The sequence below is a fragment of the Synechococcus sp. MIT S9504 genome (genome assembly GCF_047497135.1).
Lineage (GTDB): Bacteria > Cyanobacteriota > Cyanobacteriia > PCC-6307 > Cyanobiaceae > Synechococcus_C.
Genome location: NZ_CP138942.1, coordinates 2,882,268 through 2,900,256, shown reverse-complemented (window position 1 = coordinate 2,900,256; position 17,989 = coordinate 2,882,268). Strand labels below are relative to the sequence as shown.

Annotated in this window: 1 protein-coding gene (running past one end of the window); it reads left to right on the top strand. The window is 57.8% G+C overall.

The window, feature by feature from the left end; translation table 11 throughout:
* A protein-coding gene (locus SIB58_RS15610; RefSeq protein ID WP_414494681.1) for a hypothetical protein crosses the window boundary here: on the top strand, positions 1-17,989 show its 3' portion. 9,038 nt of this gene lie to the left of the window's left edge; only the last 17,989 of its 27,027 coding nucleotides appear in the window; the start codon falls outside the window, past its left edge; it ends in the stop codon at positions 17,987-17,989.

Here is a 17,989-nt window from a genome sequence, read left to right as displayed (position 1 = left end):
AGCCAACACGCTCTCGGCTGCCACTTCCGCCGTGGTCACCGCCACCATCTCCGATGGCGACATGGACACACTCGCCGGGCTCAGCGAAACCGGCAACGCTTACACCATCGCCATCACCGACACATCCGTCGCTGCCGCTGCTCTCAACACACTCGATGGCAAAACAACTGTTGCCATCAATGCCAGCAACATCACCACCCTCACAGGTGCAGCAGCTGATCTGATCACCGCTTACACCGCCTACGGCAACGGCTCCATCACAGGCCTCGGCAATGAAGCAGCCACACTCTCCGACACTTCCCTCGCCGTCTCCGTTCTCAACACTCTCGATAGCAATACTTCCGGCGCCATCGATGCCTCCAACATCACCTCACTCTCCGGCAGCGCAGCTGATCTCAATACCGCTTACGCCTCTTCCGGCATCTCTGGCCTCGGCAATGAAGCAGCCACACTCTCCGACACTTCCCTCGCCGTCTCTGTTCTCAACACTCTCGATAGCAATACTTCCGGCACCATCAATGCTGGTTCCATCAACACACTCACAGGCACAGCCGCTGACCTCAACACGGCCTACACATCAAGCGGCATCTCTGGCCTGAACAACGAGGCCGTCACTCTCTCCGACACGACCCTCGCCGTCTCTGTTCTCAACACTCTCGATAGCAATACTTCCGGCGCCATCGATGCCTCCAACATCACCTCGCTCTCCGGCAGCGCAGCTGATCTGATCACCGCCTACACCGCATACGACAACGGCTCCATCACAGGCCTCGGTGACGAAACCGTCAACGTCAGCAGTGGCAGCGCTTCCACCTCACAGGCCAATGCCCTCGCTGCCGCCACTTCCGCCGTGGTCACCGCCACCATCTCCGATGGCGACATGAGCACACTCGCCGGGCTCAGCGAAACCGGCAACGCTTACACCATCGCCATCACCGACACATCCGTTACTGCCGCTGCTCTCAACACACTCGATGGCAAAACAACTGTTGCCATCAATGCCAGCAACATCACCACCCTCACAGGTGCAGCAGCTGATCTGATCACCGCTTACACCGCCTACGGCAACGGCTCCATCACAGGCCTCGGTGACGAAACCATCAACGTCAGCAGTGGCAGCGCTTCCACCTCACAGGCCAATGCCCTCGCTGCCGCCACTTCCGCCGTGGTCACCGCCACCATCTCCGATGGCGACATGAGCACACTCGCCGGGCTCAGCGAAACCGGCAACGCTTACACCATCGCCATCACCGACACATCCGTTACTGCCGCTGCTCTCAACACACTCGATGGCAAAACAACTGTTGCCATCAATGCCAGCAACATCACCACCCTCACAGGTGCAGCAGCTGATCTGATCACCGCTTACACCGCCTACGGCAACGGCTCCATCACAGGCCTCGGTGACGAAACCATCAACGTCAGCAGTGGCAGCGCTTCCACCTCACAGGCCAATGCCCTCGCTGCCGCCACTTCCGCCGTGGTCACCGCCACCATCTCCGATGGCGACATGAGCACACTCGCCGGGCTCAGCGAAACCGGCAACGCTTACACCATCGCCATCACCGACACATCCGTTGCTGCAGCTGCTCTCAACACACTCGATGGCAAAACAACTGTTGCCATCAATGCCAGCAACATCACCACCCTCACAGGTGCAGCAGCTGATCTGATCACCGCTTACACCGCCTACGGCAACGGCTCCATCACAGGCCTCGGCAATGAAGCAGCCACACTCTCCGACACTTCCCTCGCCGTCTCCGTTCTCAACACTCTCGATAGCAATACTTCCGGCGCCATCGATGCCTCCAACATCACCTCACTCTCCGGCAGCGCAGCTGATCTCAATACCGCTTACGCCTCTTCCGGCATCTCTGGCCTCGGCAATGAAGCAGCCACACTCTCCGACACTTCCCTCGCCGTCTCTGTTCTCAACACTCTCGATAGCAATACTTCCGGCACCATCAATGCTGGTTCCATCAACACACTCACAGGCACAGCCGCTGACCTCAACACGGCCTACACATCAAGCGGCATCTCTGGCCTCGGCAATGAAGCAGCCACACTCTCCGACACTTCCCTCGCCGTCTCCGTTCTCAACACTCTCGATAGCAATACTTCCGGCGCCATCGATGCCTCCAACATCACCTCGCTCTCCGGCAGCGCAGCTGATCTGATCACCGCCTACACCGCATACGACAACGGCTCCATCACAGGCCTCGGTGACGAAACCGTCAACGTCAGCAGTGGCACTGCCGACACTTCCCAGGCCAACACTCTCTCAGCTGCCACTTCCGCCGTGGTCACCGCCACCATCTCCGATGGCGACATGAGCACACTCGCTGGGCTCAGCGAAACCGGCAACGCTTACACCATCGCCATCACCGACACATCCGTTACTGCCGCTGCTCTCAACACACTCGATGGCAAAACAACTGTTGCCATCAATGCCAGCAACATCACCACCCTCACAGGTGCAGCAGCTGATCTGATCACCGCTTACACCGCCTACGGCAACGGCTCCATCACAGGCCTCGGTGACGAAACCATCAACGTCAGCAGTGGCAGCGCTTCCACCTCACAGGCCAATGCCCTCGCTGCCGCCACTTCCGCCGTGGTCACCGCCACCATCTCCGATGGCGACATGAGCACACTCGCCGGGCTCAGCGAAACCGGCAACGCTTACACCATCGCCATCACCGACACATCCGTTGCTGCAGCTGCTCTCAACACACTCGATGGCAAAACAACTGTTGCCATCAATGCCAGCAACATCACCACCCTCACAGGTGCAGCAGCTGATCTGATCACCGCTTACACCGCCTACGGCAACGGCTCCATCACAGGCCTCGGCAATGAAGCAGCCACACTCTCCGACACTTCCCTCGCCGTCTCCGTTCTCAACACTCTCGATAGCAATACTTCCGGCGCCATCGATGCCTCCAACATCACCTCACTCTCCGGCAGCGCAGCTGATCTGATCACCGCTTACACCGCCTACGACAACGGCTCCATCACAGGCCTCAGTGACGAAACCGTCAACGTCAGCAGCGGCACTGCCGACACTTCCCAGGCCAACACTCTCTCAGCGGCCACTTCCGCCGTGGTCACCGCCACCATCTCCGATGGCGACATGAGCACACTCGCCGGGCTCAGCGAAACCGGCAACGCTTACACCATCGCCATCACCGACACATCCGTTGCTGCAGCTGCTCTCAACACACTCGATGGCAAAACAACTGTTGCCATCAACGCCAGCAACATCACCACCCTCACAGGTGCAGCAGCTGACCTGATCACCGCTTACTCCGCCTACGGCGGCGGCTCCATCACAGGCCTCGGCAATGAAGCAGCCACACTCTCCGACACCTCCCTCGCCGTCTCCGTTCTCAACACTCTCGATAGCAATACTTCCGGCGCCATCGATGCCTCCAACATCACCTCACTCTCCGGCAGCGCAGCTGATCTCAATACCGCTTACGCCTCTTCCGGCATCTCTGGCCTCGGCAATGAAGCAGCCACACTCTCCGACACCTCCCTCGCCGTCTCTGTTCTCAACACTCTCGATAGCAATACTTCCGGCACCATCAATGCTGGTTCCATCAACACACTCACAGGCACAGCCGCTGACCTCAACACGGCCTACACATCAAGCGGCATCTCTGGCCTGAACAACGAGGCCGTCACTCTCTCCGACACGACCCTCGCCGTCTCCGTTCTCAACGACCTCGATGGACGCACCTCAGGCACCATCAATGCCAATTCCATCACCACCCTCACTGGCGCAGCAGCTGACCTCAACACCGCTTATGCCTCTTCCGGCATCACAGGCCTCGGCAATGAAGCAGCCACACTCTCCGACACTTCCCTCGCCGTCTCCGTTCTCAACACTCTCGATAGCAATACTTCCGGCACCATCAATGCCTCCAACATCACCTCGCTCTCCGGCAGCGCAGCTGATCTGATCACCGTCTACACCGCATACGACAACGGCTCCATCACAGGCCTCGGTGACGAAACCGTCAACGTCAGCAGCGGCACTGCCGACACTTCCCAGGCCAACACTCTCTCAGCTGCCACTTCCGCCGTGGTCACCGCAACCATCTCCGATGGCGACATGGTCACGCTCGCCGGGCTCAGCGAAACCGGCAACGCTTACACCATCGCCATCACCGACACATCCGTTGCTGCCGCTGCTCTCAACACACTCGATGGCAAAACAACTGTTGCCATCAACGCCAGCAACATCACCACCCTCACAGGTGCAGCAGCTGACCTGATCACCGCTTACTCCGCCTACGGCAACGGCTCCATCACAGGCCTCGGCAATGAAGCAGCCACACTCTCCGACACTTCCCTCGCCGTCTCTGTTCTCAACACTCTCGATAGCAATACTTCCGGCGCCATCGATGCCTCCAACATCACCTCGCTCTCCGGCAGCGCAGCTGATCTGATCACCGCCTACACCGCATACGACAACGGCTCCATCACAGGCCTCGGTGACGAAACCGTCAACGTCAGCAGTGGCAGCGCTTCCACCTCACAGGCCAATGCCCTCGCTGCCGCCACTTCCGCCGTGGTCACCGCCACCATCTCCGATGGCGACATGAGCACACTCGCCGGGCTCAGCGAAACCGGCAACGCTTACACCATCGCCATCACCGACACATCCGTTACTGCCGCTGCTCTCAACACACTCGATGGCAAAACAACTGTTGCCATCAATGCCAGCAACATCACCACCCTCACAGGTGCAGCAGCTGATCTGATCACCGCTTACACCGCCTACGGCAACGGCTCCATCACAGGCCTCGGTGACGAAACCATCAACGTCAGCAGTGGCAGCGCTTCCACCTCACAGGCCAATGCCCTCGCTGCCGCCACTTCCGCCGTGGTCACCGCCACCATCTCCGATGGCGACATGAGCACACTCGCCGGGCTCAGCGAAACCGGCAACGCTTACACCATCGCCATCACCGACACATCCGTTGCTGCAGCTGCTCTCAACACACTCGATGGCAAAACAACTGTTGCCATCAATGCCAGCAACATCACCACCCTCACAGGTGCAGCAGCTGATCTGATCACCGCTTACACCGCCTACGGCAACGGCTCCATCACAGGCCTCGGTGACGAAACCGTCAACGTCAGCAGTGGCAGCGCTTCCACCTCACAGGCCAATGCCCTCGCTGCCGCCACTTCCGCCGTGGTCACCGCCACCATCTCCGATGGCGACATGAGCACACTCGCCGGGCTCAGCGAAACCGGCAACGCTTACACCATCGCCATCACCGACACATCCGTTGCTGCAGCTGCTCTCAACACACTCGATGGCAAAACAACTGTTGCCATCAACGCCAGCAACATCACCACCCTCACAGGTGCAGCAGCTGATCTGATCACCGCTTACACCGCCTACGGCAACGGCTCCATCACAGGCCTCGGCAATGAAGCAGCCACACTCTCCGACACTTCCCTCGCCGTCTCCGTTCTCAACACTCTCGATAGCAATACTTCCGGCGCCATCGATGCCTCCAACATCACCTCACTCTCCGGCAGCGCAGCTGATCTCAATACCGCTTACGCCTCTTCCGGCATCTCTGGCCTCGGCAATGAAGCAGCCACACTCTCCGACACTTCCCTCGCCGTCTCTGTTCTCAACACTCTCGATAGCAATACTTCCGGCACCATCAATGCTGGTTCCATCAACACACTCACAGGCACAGCCGCTGACCTCAACACGGCCTACACATCAAGCGGCATCTCTGGCCTCGGCAATGAAGCAGCCACACTCTCCGACACTTCCCTCGCCGTCTCCGTTCTCAACACTCTCGATAGCAATACTTCCGGCGCCATCGATGCCTCCAACATCACCTCGCTCTCCGGCAGCGCAGCTGATCTGATCACCGCCTACACCGCATACGACAACGGCTCCATCACAGGCCTCGGTGACGAAACCGTCAACGTCAGCAGTGGCACTGCCGACACTTCCCAGGCCAACACTCTCTCAGCTGCCACTTCCGCCGTGGTCACCGCCACCATCTCCGATGGCGACATGAGCACACTCGCTGGGCTCAGCGAAACCGGCAACGCTTACACCATCGCCATCACCGACACATCCGTTACTGCCGCTGCTCTCAACACACTCGATGGCAAAACAACTGTTGCCATCAATGCCAGCAACATCACCACCCTCACAGGTGCAGCAGCTGATCTGATCACCGCTTACACCGCCTACGGCAACGGCTCCATCACAGGCCTCGGTGACGAAACCATCAACGTCAGCAGTGGCAGCGCTTCCACCTCACAGGCCAATGCCCTCGCTGCCGCCACTTCCGCCGTGGTCACCGCCACCATCTCCGATGGCGACATGAGCACACTCGCCGGGCTCAGCGAAACCGGCAACGCTTACACCATCGCCATCACCGACACATCCGTTGCTGCAGCTGCTCTCAACACACTCGATGGCAAAACAACTGTTGCCATCAATGCCAGCAACATCACCACCCTCACAGGTGCAGCAGCTGATCTGATCACCGCTTACACCGCCTACGGCAACGGCTCCATCACAGGCCTCGGCAATGAAGCAGCCACACTCTCCGACACTTCCCTCGCCGTCTCCGTTCTCAACACTCTCGATAGCAATACTTCCGGCGCCATCGATGCCTCCAACATCACCTCACTCTCCGGCAGCGCAGCTGATCTGATCACCGCTTACACCGCCTACGACAACGGCTCCATCACAGGCCTCAGTGACGAAACCGTCAACGTCAGCAGCGGCACTGCCGACACTTCCCAGGCCAACACTCTCTCAGCGGCCACTTCCGCCGTGGTCACCGCCACCATCTCCGATGGCGACATGAGCACACTCGCCGGGCTCAGCGAAACCGGCAACGCTTACACCATCGCCATCACCGACACATCCGTTGCTGCAGCTGCTCTCAACACACTCGATGGCAAAACAACTGTTGCCATCAACGCCAGCAACATCACCACCCTCACAGGTGCAGCAGCTGACCTGATCACCGCTTACTCCGCCTACGGCGGCGGCTCCATCACAGGCCTCGGCAATGAAGCAGCCACACTCTCCGACACCTCCCTCGCCGTCTCCGTTCTCAACACTCTCGATAGCAATACTTCCGGCGCCATCGATGCCTCCAACATCACCTCACTCTCCGGCAGCGCAGCTGATCTCAATACCGCTTACGCCTCTTCCGGCATCTCTGGCCTCGGCAATGAAGCAGCCACACTCTCCGACACCTCCCTCGCCGTCTCTGTTCTCAACACTCTCGATAGCAATACTTCCGGCACCATCAATGCTGGTTCCATCAACACACTCACAGGCACAGCCGCTGACCTCAACACGGCCTACACATCAAGCGGCATCTCTGGCCTGAACAACGAGGCCGTCACTCTCTCCGACACGACCCTCGCCGTCTCCGTTCTCAACGACCTCGATGGACGCACCTCAGGCACCATCAATGCCAATTCCATCACCACCCTCACTGGCGCAGCAGCTGACCTCAACACCGCTTATGCCTCTTCCGGCATCACAGGCCTCGGCAATGAAGCAGCCACACTCTCCGACACTTCCCTCGCCGTCTCCGTTCTCAACACTCTCGATAGCAATACTTCCGGCACCATCAATGCCTCCAACATCACCTCGCTCTCCGGCAGCGCAGCTGATCTGATCACCGTCTACACCGCATACGACAACGGCTCCATCACAGGCCTCGGTGACGAAACCGTCAACGTCAGCAGCGGCACTGCCGACACTTCCCAGGCCAACACTCTCTCAGCTGCCACTTCCGCCGTGGTCACCGCAACCATCTCCGATGGCGACATGGTCACGCTCGCCGGGCTCAGCGAAACCGGCAACGCTTACACCATCGCCATCACCGACACATCCGTTGCTGCCGCTGCTCTCAACACACTCGATGGCAAAACAACTGTTGCCATCAACGCCAGCAACATCACCACCCTCACAGGTGCAGCAGCTGACCTGATCACCGCTTACTCCGCCTACGGCAACGGCTCCATCACAGGCCTCGGCAATGAAGCAGCCACACTCTCCGACACTTCCCTCGCCGTCTCTGTTCTCAACACTCTCGATAGCAATACTTCCGGCGCCATCGATGCCTCCAACATCACCTCGCTCTCCGGCAGCGCAGCTGATCTGATCACCGCCTACGACTCCGGTGGCATCTCCGGCCTGGCCAACGAGGCTGTCACCCTCACCGACACGACCCTCGCCGTCTCCGTTCTCAATGCCCTCGACGGTCGCACCTCAGGCACCATCAATGCCAACTCCATCAACACCCTCACCGGTGCAGCAACAGACCTCATCTCCGCCTTCGCATCAGGTGGCATCCACAACCTTGGCGCTACTGCCGTCAACGTCAACAGCGGCACTGCCTCCACCTCACAGGCCAACGACCTCGCCGCCGCCACGTCTGGTGTGGTCACCGCCACCATCTCCGATGGCGACATGGACACACTCGCCGGGCTCAGCGAAACCGGCAACGCTTACACCATCGCCATCACCGACACATCCGTTGCTGCCGCTGCTCTCAACACACTCGATGGCAAAACAACTGTTGCCATCAACGCCAGCAACATCACCACCCTCACGGGTGCAGCAGCTGACCTGATCACCGCTTACTCCGCCAACGGCAACGGCTCCATCTCTGGTCTCAACAACGAGGCCGTCACTCTTTCCGACACCAGCCTCGCTGTCTCCGTTCTCAACACTCTCGATAGCAATACTTCCGGCGCCATCGATGCCTCCAACATCACCTCGCTCTCCGGCAGCGCAGCTGATCTGATCACCGCCTACGACTCCGGTGGCATCTCCGGCCTGGCCAACGAGGCTGTCACCCTCACCGACACGACCCTCGCCGTCTCCGTTCTCAACACCCTGGATGGCCACACCTCAGGCTCCATCAATGCCAACTCCATCAACACGCTCTCCGGAACGGCTGCAGACCTGATCAGCGCCTACGCCGCCAACGGCTCCGGCATCTCAGGCCTTGGCAATGAGGCGATCAACGTTAGTAGCGGCACTGCTTCCACGTCCCAGGCGAACAGCCTTGCCGCCGACACATCCGGTGTCGTCACCGCCACCATCTCCGAAGGAGACATGGCCACCCTTGCCGGTCTTACCGAAACCAGCAACACCTACGCCGTCACCATCACCGATACACGCGTCAATGCGGATGAATTAAATACTTTAAACAGCAAAACAACCGTCAATATTGACTGCGAAAATATCACCCAAATCGTTGGTGCAATTAGTGATATCGCAACTGCTTACACATCTGGAGGTTTTACCGGTCTAGGTGACGAAGAAATCATCTTTACGTTCGCCAACATCCAGGCAGATCTTTTAAACGCTATTGATGCGGCCAACAGCAGGGTGATCAATGCATCAGGCGTTGCCTCTCTAACGGGCAGTGCATCAGATCTCAACACCGCCTACGCCTCCAGCGGTGTTTCAGGCCTTGGCAATGAGCCCGTCACGCTCACTGACAGCTCTCTGTCCGCATCGGTCCTCAACACACTCGATGGCAACACATCCGGCACCATCGATGCCAGCTCCATCAACACCCTCACCGGTACGGCCACGGACCTCAACACCGCCTATGCCTCGAATGCGGCAGGTGGTATCAGCAACCTCGGCAATGAGGCCGTCACCCTCACCGACACCTCCCTCACCGCGACCGTTCTCAACAACCTCGACGGCAACACTTCAGGCACTGTCAATGCCTCATCCATCAACACACTCTCCGGCACTGCCGCGGACCTCAACACCGCCTACACCTCAACTGGCATCTCTGGCCTGAACAACGAGGCAATCACCCTCACTGACACCTCTCTCACCGCATCCGTTCTCAACGCCCTCGATGGACGCACCTCAGGCACCATCAATGCCTCATCCATCAACACACTCACAGGTACAGCCGCGGACCTCAACACGGCCTACACGTCAAGCGGCATCTCTGGACTGGACAATGAGGCCGTCACCCTCACTGATACCTCTCTCACTGCATCCGTTCTCAACGCCCTCGATGGACGCACCTCAGGCACCATCGATGCCAACTCCATCAACACACTGTCCGGCACGGCCGCTGATCTCAACACCGCCTACGCCTCCTCCGGCATCAGCAATCTCGGTGATGAAGCCGTCACCCTCACCGATACCTCACTCGCCGCATCCATCCTCAACACGCTCGACGGACACACCTCAGGCACCATCGATGCCAGCAACATCAACACACTCTCAGGCACGGCCGCTGACCTGAACACCGCCTACGCCTCCTCAGGCATCAGCAATCTCGGTAATGAGGCCGTCACCCTCACCGACACCTCCCTCACAGCGACCGTTCTCAACACGCTCGACGGCAACACATCCGGCAGCGTGAACGCCAGTTCCGTCAACACACTCTCAGGCACGGCCGCTGACCTGAACACCGCCTACGCCTCCTCAGGCATCAGCAATCTCGGTAATGAGGCCATCACCCTCACCGATACCTCACTCACCGCTTCGGTCCTCAACACCCTCGACGGCAACACATCCGGCAGCATCAATGCAGGCTCCATCAACACGCTCTCAGGTGCTGCAGCAGAGCTCAACACCGCCTACGCCTCCTCCGGCATCAGCAACCTCGGTGATGAGGCCGTCACCCTCACCGACACCTCCCTCACAGCGACCGTTCTCAACACGCTCGATGACAACACATCCGGCGGCATCGATGCCAACTCCATCAACACTCTGTCGGGCATAGCGGCAGATCTGAACACCGCCTACGCCTCCTCCGGCATCAGCAATCTCGGCGATGAAGCCGTCACCCTCAGCGATACCTCTCTCACCGCTTCCGTTCTCAATACCCTCGACGGACGCACCTCAGGCAGCATCAATGCCAATTCCATCAACACTCTGTCGGGCACAGCGGCAGATCTGAACACCGCCTACGCCTCCTCAGGCATCAGCAATCTCGGCGATGAAGCCATCACCCTCACCGATACCTCACTCGCCGCATCAGCACTCAACACGATCGATGGACGCACCTCAGGCAGCATCAATGCCAACTCCATCAACACACTCTCAGGCACAGCGGCAGATCTGAACACCGCTTACACCTCCTCCGGCATCAGCAATCTCGGCGATGAAGCCGTCACCCTTACCGAAACCTCCCTCACAGCCTCCGTTCTCAATACCCTCGGCGGGCGCACCTCAGGCACCATCAATGCCAACTCCATCAACACCCTGACGGGCACAGCGGCAGATCTGAACATCGCCTACGCCTCCTCAGGCATCAGCAACCTCGGCAACGAGGCCGTCACCCTCACCGACACCTCACTCGCTGCATCCGTCCTCAACACGCTCGACGGCAACACATCAGGCAGCATCAATGCCAACTCCATCAACTCACTCACCGGAACGGCCGCAGACCTGATCAACGCCTACAGCTCATCCGGCATTTCAGGCCTCAACGACGAGGCGCTCACCCTTTCCGGGGCTTCATTTACCGCTTCAATCCTCAACAGCCTTGATGGACACACCACGGGAGTCATCAATGCTGCCTCCATCAACACCCTCATAGGCTCGGCCTCAGACCTGATCAGCGCCTACTCCTCCTCCGGGATCAACACACTTGGCGATGAGGCAATCACCCTCATCGACACCTCGCTGTCTGCATCCGTTCTCAACAACCTCGCCTCAAAAACCTCAGGCAACATCAACGCGTTCATCATCAACACGCTCTCAGGTGCTGCAGCAGAGCTCAACACCGCCTACGCCTCATCCGGCATCAGCAACCTCGGCAACGAAGCCGTCACCCTCACCGACACCTCCCTCACTGCCTCCGTTCTCAACACGCTCGACGGACACACCTCAGGCAGCGTCAATGCCAGCTCGATCAACACACTCTCAGGCAATGCCACTGACCTGAACACCACCTACGCCTCCTCCGGCATCAGCAATCTCGGTGATGAGGCCGTCACCCTCACCGACACCTCACTCACAGCTGATGTCCTCAACACGCTCGATGGCAACACTTCCGGCAGCGTCAATGCCAGCTCCGTCAACACGCTCACGGGTGCTGCAGCAGAGCTCAACACCGCCTACGCCTCCTCCGGCATCAGCAATCTCGGTGACGAGGCCATCACCCTCACCGATACCTCACTCACCGCTTCGATCCTCAACACCCTCGACGGACGCACCTCAGGCACCATCGATGCCAACTCCATCAACACTCTGTCGGGCACAGCGGCAGATCTGAACACCGCCTACGCCTCCTCCGGCATCAGCAATCTCGGTGACGAGGCCATCACCCTCACCGACACCTCCCTCACTGCCTCCGTTCTCAACACGCTCGACGGACACACCTCAGGCACCATCGATGCCAGCAACATCAACACACTCACCGGCACGGCCGCTGACCTGAACACCGCCTACGCCTCCTCAGGCATCAACAATCTCGGTGATGAGGCCGTCACCCTCACCGATACCTCACTCGCCGCATCAGCACTCAACACGATCGATGGACGCACCTCAGGCAGCATCAATGCCAACTCCATCAACACACTCTCAGGCACAGCGGCAGATCTGAACACCGCTTACACCTCCACCGGCATCAGCAATCTCGGCGATGAAGCCGTCACCCTCACCGACACCTCCCTCACAGCCTCCATTCTCAATACCCTCGACGGGCGCACCTCAGGCACCATCAATGCCAACTCCATCAACACCCTGACGGGCACAGCGGCAGATCTGAACATCGCCTACGCCTCCTCAGGCATCAGCAATCTCGGCAACGAGGCCGTCACCCTCACTGACACCTCCCTCACAGCGACCGTTCTCAACACACTCGACGGAAACACATCAGGAAGCGTGAACGCCAGCTCGGTCAACACACTCTCAGGTGCTGCAGCAGAGCTCAACACCGCCTACGCCTCCTCAGGCATCAGCAACCTCGGCAACGAAGCCGTCACCCTCACCGATACCTCCCTCACGGCCAGCATCCTCAACACGCTCGATGGCAACACATCCGGCAGCATCAATGCCAACTCCATCAACACGCTCTCAGGTGCTGCCACTGACCTGAACAGCGCCTACGCCTCCTCCGGCATCAGCAATCTCGGCAATGAGGCCGTCACCCTCACCGATACAACCCTCGCTGCCTCAGTTCTCAACACGCTCAACGGCAACACATCCGGCACCATCAATGCCAACTCGATCAACACACTGTCCGGCACGGCCGCTGATCTCAACACCGCCTACGCCTCCTCCGGCATCAGCAACCTCGGCAACGAAGCCGTCACCCTCACCGATACCTCCCTCACGGCCAGCATCCTCAACACGCTCGATGGCAACACATCCGGCAGCATCAATGCCAACTCCATCAACACGCTCTCAGGTGCTGCCACTGACCTGAACAGCGCCTACGCCTCCTCCGGCATCAGCAATCTCGGCAATGAGGCCGTCACCCTCACCGATACAACCCTCGCTGCCTCAGTTCTCAACACGCTCAACGGCAACACATCCGGCACCATCAATGCCAACTCGATCAACACACTGTCCGGCACGGCCGCTGATCTCAACACCGCCTACGCCTCCTCCGGCATCAGCAACCTCGGCAACGAAGCCGTCACCCTCACCGATACCTCCCTCACGGCCAGCATCCTCAACACGCTCGATGGCAACACATCCGGCGGCATCGATGCCAACTCGATCAAAACGCTCTCAGGTGCTGCAGCAGAGCTCAACACCACCTACGCCTCCTCAGGCATCAGCAACCTCGGCAACGAAGCCGTCACCCTCACCGACACCTCCCTCACAGCGACCGTTCTCAACACGCTCGATGACAACACATCCGGCGGCATCGATGCCAACTCGATCAAAACGCTCTCAGGTGCTGCCACTGACCTGAACACCGCCTATGCCTCCTCAGGCATCAGCAATCTCGGTAATGAGGCCGTCACCCTCACCGACACCTCCCTCACAGCGACCGTTCTCAACACGCTCGACGGCAACACATCCGGCAGCGTCGATGCCAACTCGATCAACACACTCTCCGGCACGACCGCTGACCTGAACACCGCCTACGCCTCCTCCGGCATCAGCAACCTCGGTGATGAGGCCGTCACCCTCACCGACACCTCACTCACAGCCAGCATTCTCAACACGCTCGACGGCAACACATCCGGCAGCATCGATGCCAACTCGATCAAAACGCTCTCAGGTGCTGCCGCTGAACTGAACACCGCCTACGCCTCCTCCGGCATCAGCAATCTCGGTGACGAGGCCGTCACCCTCACCGATACAACCCTCGCTGCCTCAGTTCTCAACACGCTCAACGGCAACACATCCGGCACCATCGATGCCAACTCCATCAACACACTCTCAGGCACAGCGGCAGATCTGAACACCGCTTACGCCTCCACTGGGATCAGCAATCTCGGTAATGAGGCCGTCACCCTCACCGATACAACCCTCGCTGCCTCAGTTCTCAACACGCTCGACGGCAACACATCCGGCAGCGTGAACGCCAGTTCCGTCAACACACTCTCAGGCACGGCCGCTGACCTCAACACCGCCTACGCCTCCTCCGGCATCAGCAACCTCGGTGATGAGGCCGTCACCCTCACTGACACCTCCCTCACAGCGACCGTTCTCAACACGCTCGATGGCAACACTTCCGGCAGCGTCAATGCCAGTTCCGTCAACACACTCTCAGGCACGGCCGCTGACCTCAACACCGCCTACGCCTCCTCCGGCATCAGCAATCTCGGTGACGAGGCCATCACCCTCACCGATACCTCACTCACCGCTTCGGTCCTCAACACGCTCGACGGCAACACATCCGGCAGCATCAATGCAGGCTCCATCAACACGCTCTCAGGTGCTGCCGCTGACCTGAACACCGCCTACGCCTCCTCCGGCATCAGCAACCTCGGTGATGAGGCCGTCACCCTCACCGACACCTCCCTCACTGCCTCCGTTCTCAACACGCTCGATGGCAAGACATCCGGCGGCATCGATGCCAACTCGATCAAAACGCTCTCAGGTGCTGCAGCAGAGCTCAACACCACCTACGCCTCCTCAGGCATCAGCAATCTCGGTGACGAGGCCGTCACCCTCACCGATACAACCCTCGCTGCCTCAGTTCTCAACACGCTCAACGGCAACACATCAGGAAGCGTGAACGCCAGCTCGGTCAACACACTCTCAGGTGCTGCAGCAGAGCTCAACACCGCCTACGCCTCCTCAGGCATCAGCAATCTCGGTGATGAAAATCTCAACGTAAGCACAGGAACAGCAACCACCTCGGAAGCCAACACTCTCGCGGCTGCCACAACCGGTGTGGTCACAGCAACCATCTCAGATGGCGATATGGCGACACTCGCTGGACTTAATGAAACCGGAAATGCTTACTCCATCTCCGTTACCGATTCATCCGTTTCAAGTTCTGCGTTAAACAGTATTGGCGACAAAACCACAGTCGCCATCAATGCCACCGATATCAACAAACTTACTGGAACTGCGGCAGACCTCATCACCCTCTATGCCTCCTCGGGCTTCAGCAATCTCGGCAGTGAAATGATCACCCTTACCGATACATCGCTCGGTGCGTCAATTCTCAACACACTCGATGGCAACACAAGCAGCAGCATCGATGCCGGAACCATTAATACACTCAGCGGCACAGCCGCAGATCTCAACGCAGCCTATACCTCGTCGGGCATCAGCAATCTCGGCGATGAAGCAGTGACTCTCATTGACACCAGCCTTGCAGCGTCAATCCTCAACACATTAGATGGACATACGACGGGCATCATCAATGCCAGCACTATCAGTGAACTCACTGGTAGCGAAAGTGATATCGCAACATGCTACGCATCAGACAGCATCAGCAATCTCAGCAAGGACGCAGAAACTCGTACACCTTCTATTGCACTGTCATCGGCGGTGAGATCACTCAAGCGAGGACAGACAGCCAAGGTCATCTTTACCCTCTCAAGTCCATCGAGTGATTTCACCGAATCTGATCTCACCTATTCGGGCGGCTCTATCTCAAACTTCTCCGGCTCTGAAGCAAATTACAGCGCCATATTCACACCAGCCATCGACAGCACAGACGATGGAATTATCTGTGTTGAGTCGAATAAATTCTGCAATTCATTCGGCAACTTCAATCGAGATGGATCAGAAACAGACAACGTTCTCGTGTTTTCAGTTAACACCATAGCCACTGACGAACAATCAGAACCCACAGAGCCAGACAACACAAGCGCTTCAAGAAAAGGAGCCAACCCAGGAACCTCGGGGAAAAGAACTGACTCGGCTGACCTGGAATCTTTACAAAGCACACTCGATTCAGATAACGACGGCGTCGAAGATGTAATTGAACGCGAAATCGACCCCGTGAGTCAACAGCCCTGGGACCATAATGATGACGACATTCCAGACTTCAGACAAAGTGATGTCGCCACCTTCCCATCCTCTAACAATGGGAGATCAAGCCTAAATTTGATCAAGAACACACTGCTTGATCAAGCGACAAAAGCTGGTGGAGCACTAATCTCACGCATCGCACTTCGCTTCCAGGGAATCAAAAGAGAAGCAGAGCGCATTAAAGGAGATAGCATCAACGCTCTGAATCAGCTCACCCGAAGAAACAACAACAGTCAAACGCAAGAAAGAACGAACTCAGTCCTGAATACAACCGATCAAGTGGGATTCCGACTCGTCCCTGAAGTGATCATCGATGGGGACGTTCCCAAATCTGAAAGTGCCGCCTACAGAGATACCGCTAACCAACAATTTGCAAATGCCATTCATCGCGTTGATTATCGCTTCGACAACGATGAATCCCTATGGAACGCACTGATCAAACCGGATGCCTCCGGTCAACTTCGCTTCTTTGGTTTCGACCCGATCACAGGCCTCGGAGGGATCCTCATGGATCGAGATGGCGATGGCAGGCCAGATGGGGCAACACTGTTCCTTCGAGACAACGCCCCCGGAGACCTCAACCCCGACCCATTCATCATCGAAGACCCGATCGGGGCGGCTGAGCTGCAAAGTCCGCCCAGGCTGACCACCACAGCAGATGGACTTGGCCTCACCGTTGAAGGACCGGAGGGGCTGGGCCTCTGGGTCAGACTTAACACTGAAAGTGCTGACGAAGAATGGCAAGACAGCCTCCTATTGATCAGCAATGAACGAAACCGAATTGGTGAAATCGGAGCAACCATTGATCATCAAAATCTCGGTCGTAGTGAGATCTACTTACAGGCTGGAGAAGAACTGCGATTCCAGAACTCAAGCAACGAGAACACAGACCAAACCTCTCTTGCGGTCAAGCTTCAAGAGAGCACTGAGAATGGAACTTGGTCGTTACTACTCAATAAAGAATCTGGATTTTCGAACCAGGAGCCCAACAAACTGGAAATCTCCATCAGCGGCCATCTGACGCCGGAAAACCTTGACAACTACCTGATAGCTGGCTCGCAAAACTCTCTACAAACTGGCGTTTTTAACCTGCAGGCTCTACACCAAGATATGGTGACTCTGAGAGTCGAAGCAAGCAGCGAATCCGAATCACAAAACCGACTCGCCTTCGTACGCTTCGATGAGGATAGCGACGTCTTGAGTGTCAACGGAATCAAGGCTGATGGAAGTGATGCCTTCCAGAATATGGTTCGACAATCACTCATCAATCCCAACGAAGAACAAATTGATCTCACTGGAAACGAAACAACCAGTCTGGAATGGACCATCAAATCCAACGAATACGGTCTTTACGCCCCTGTCCTGATTACCAGCGATGGATTGATCTATACAGCTAACAATGCTTCCGCTAACAGCACGCCAAACAATCTCAAGATTTTAGGTATGAATCACTTCGGCTTCGAAGACAATCAGCAAAGTGGAAGCAGTGACTGGGACTACAATGATCTAACAGTTCAAATTTCTGTAATTTAA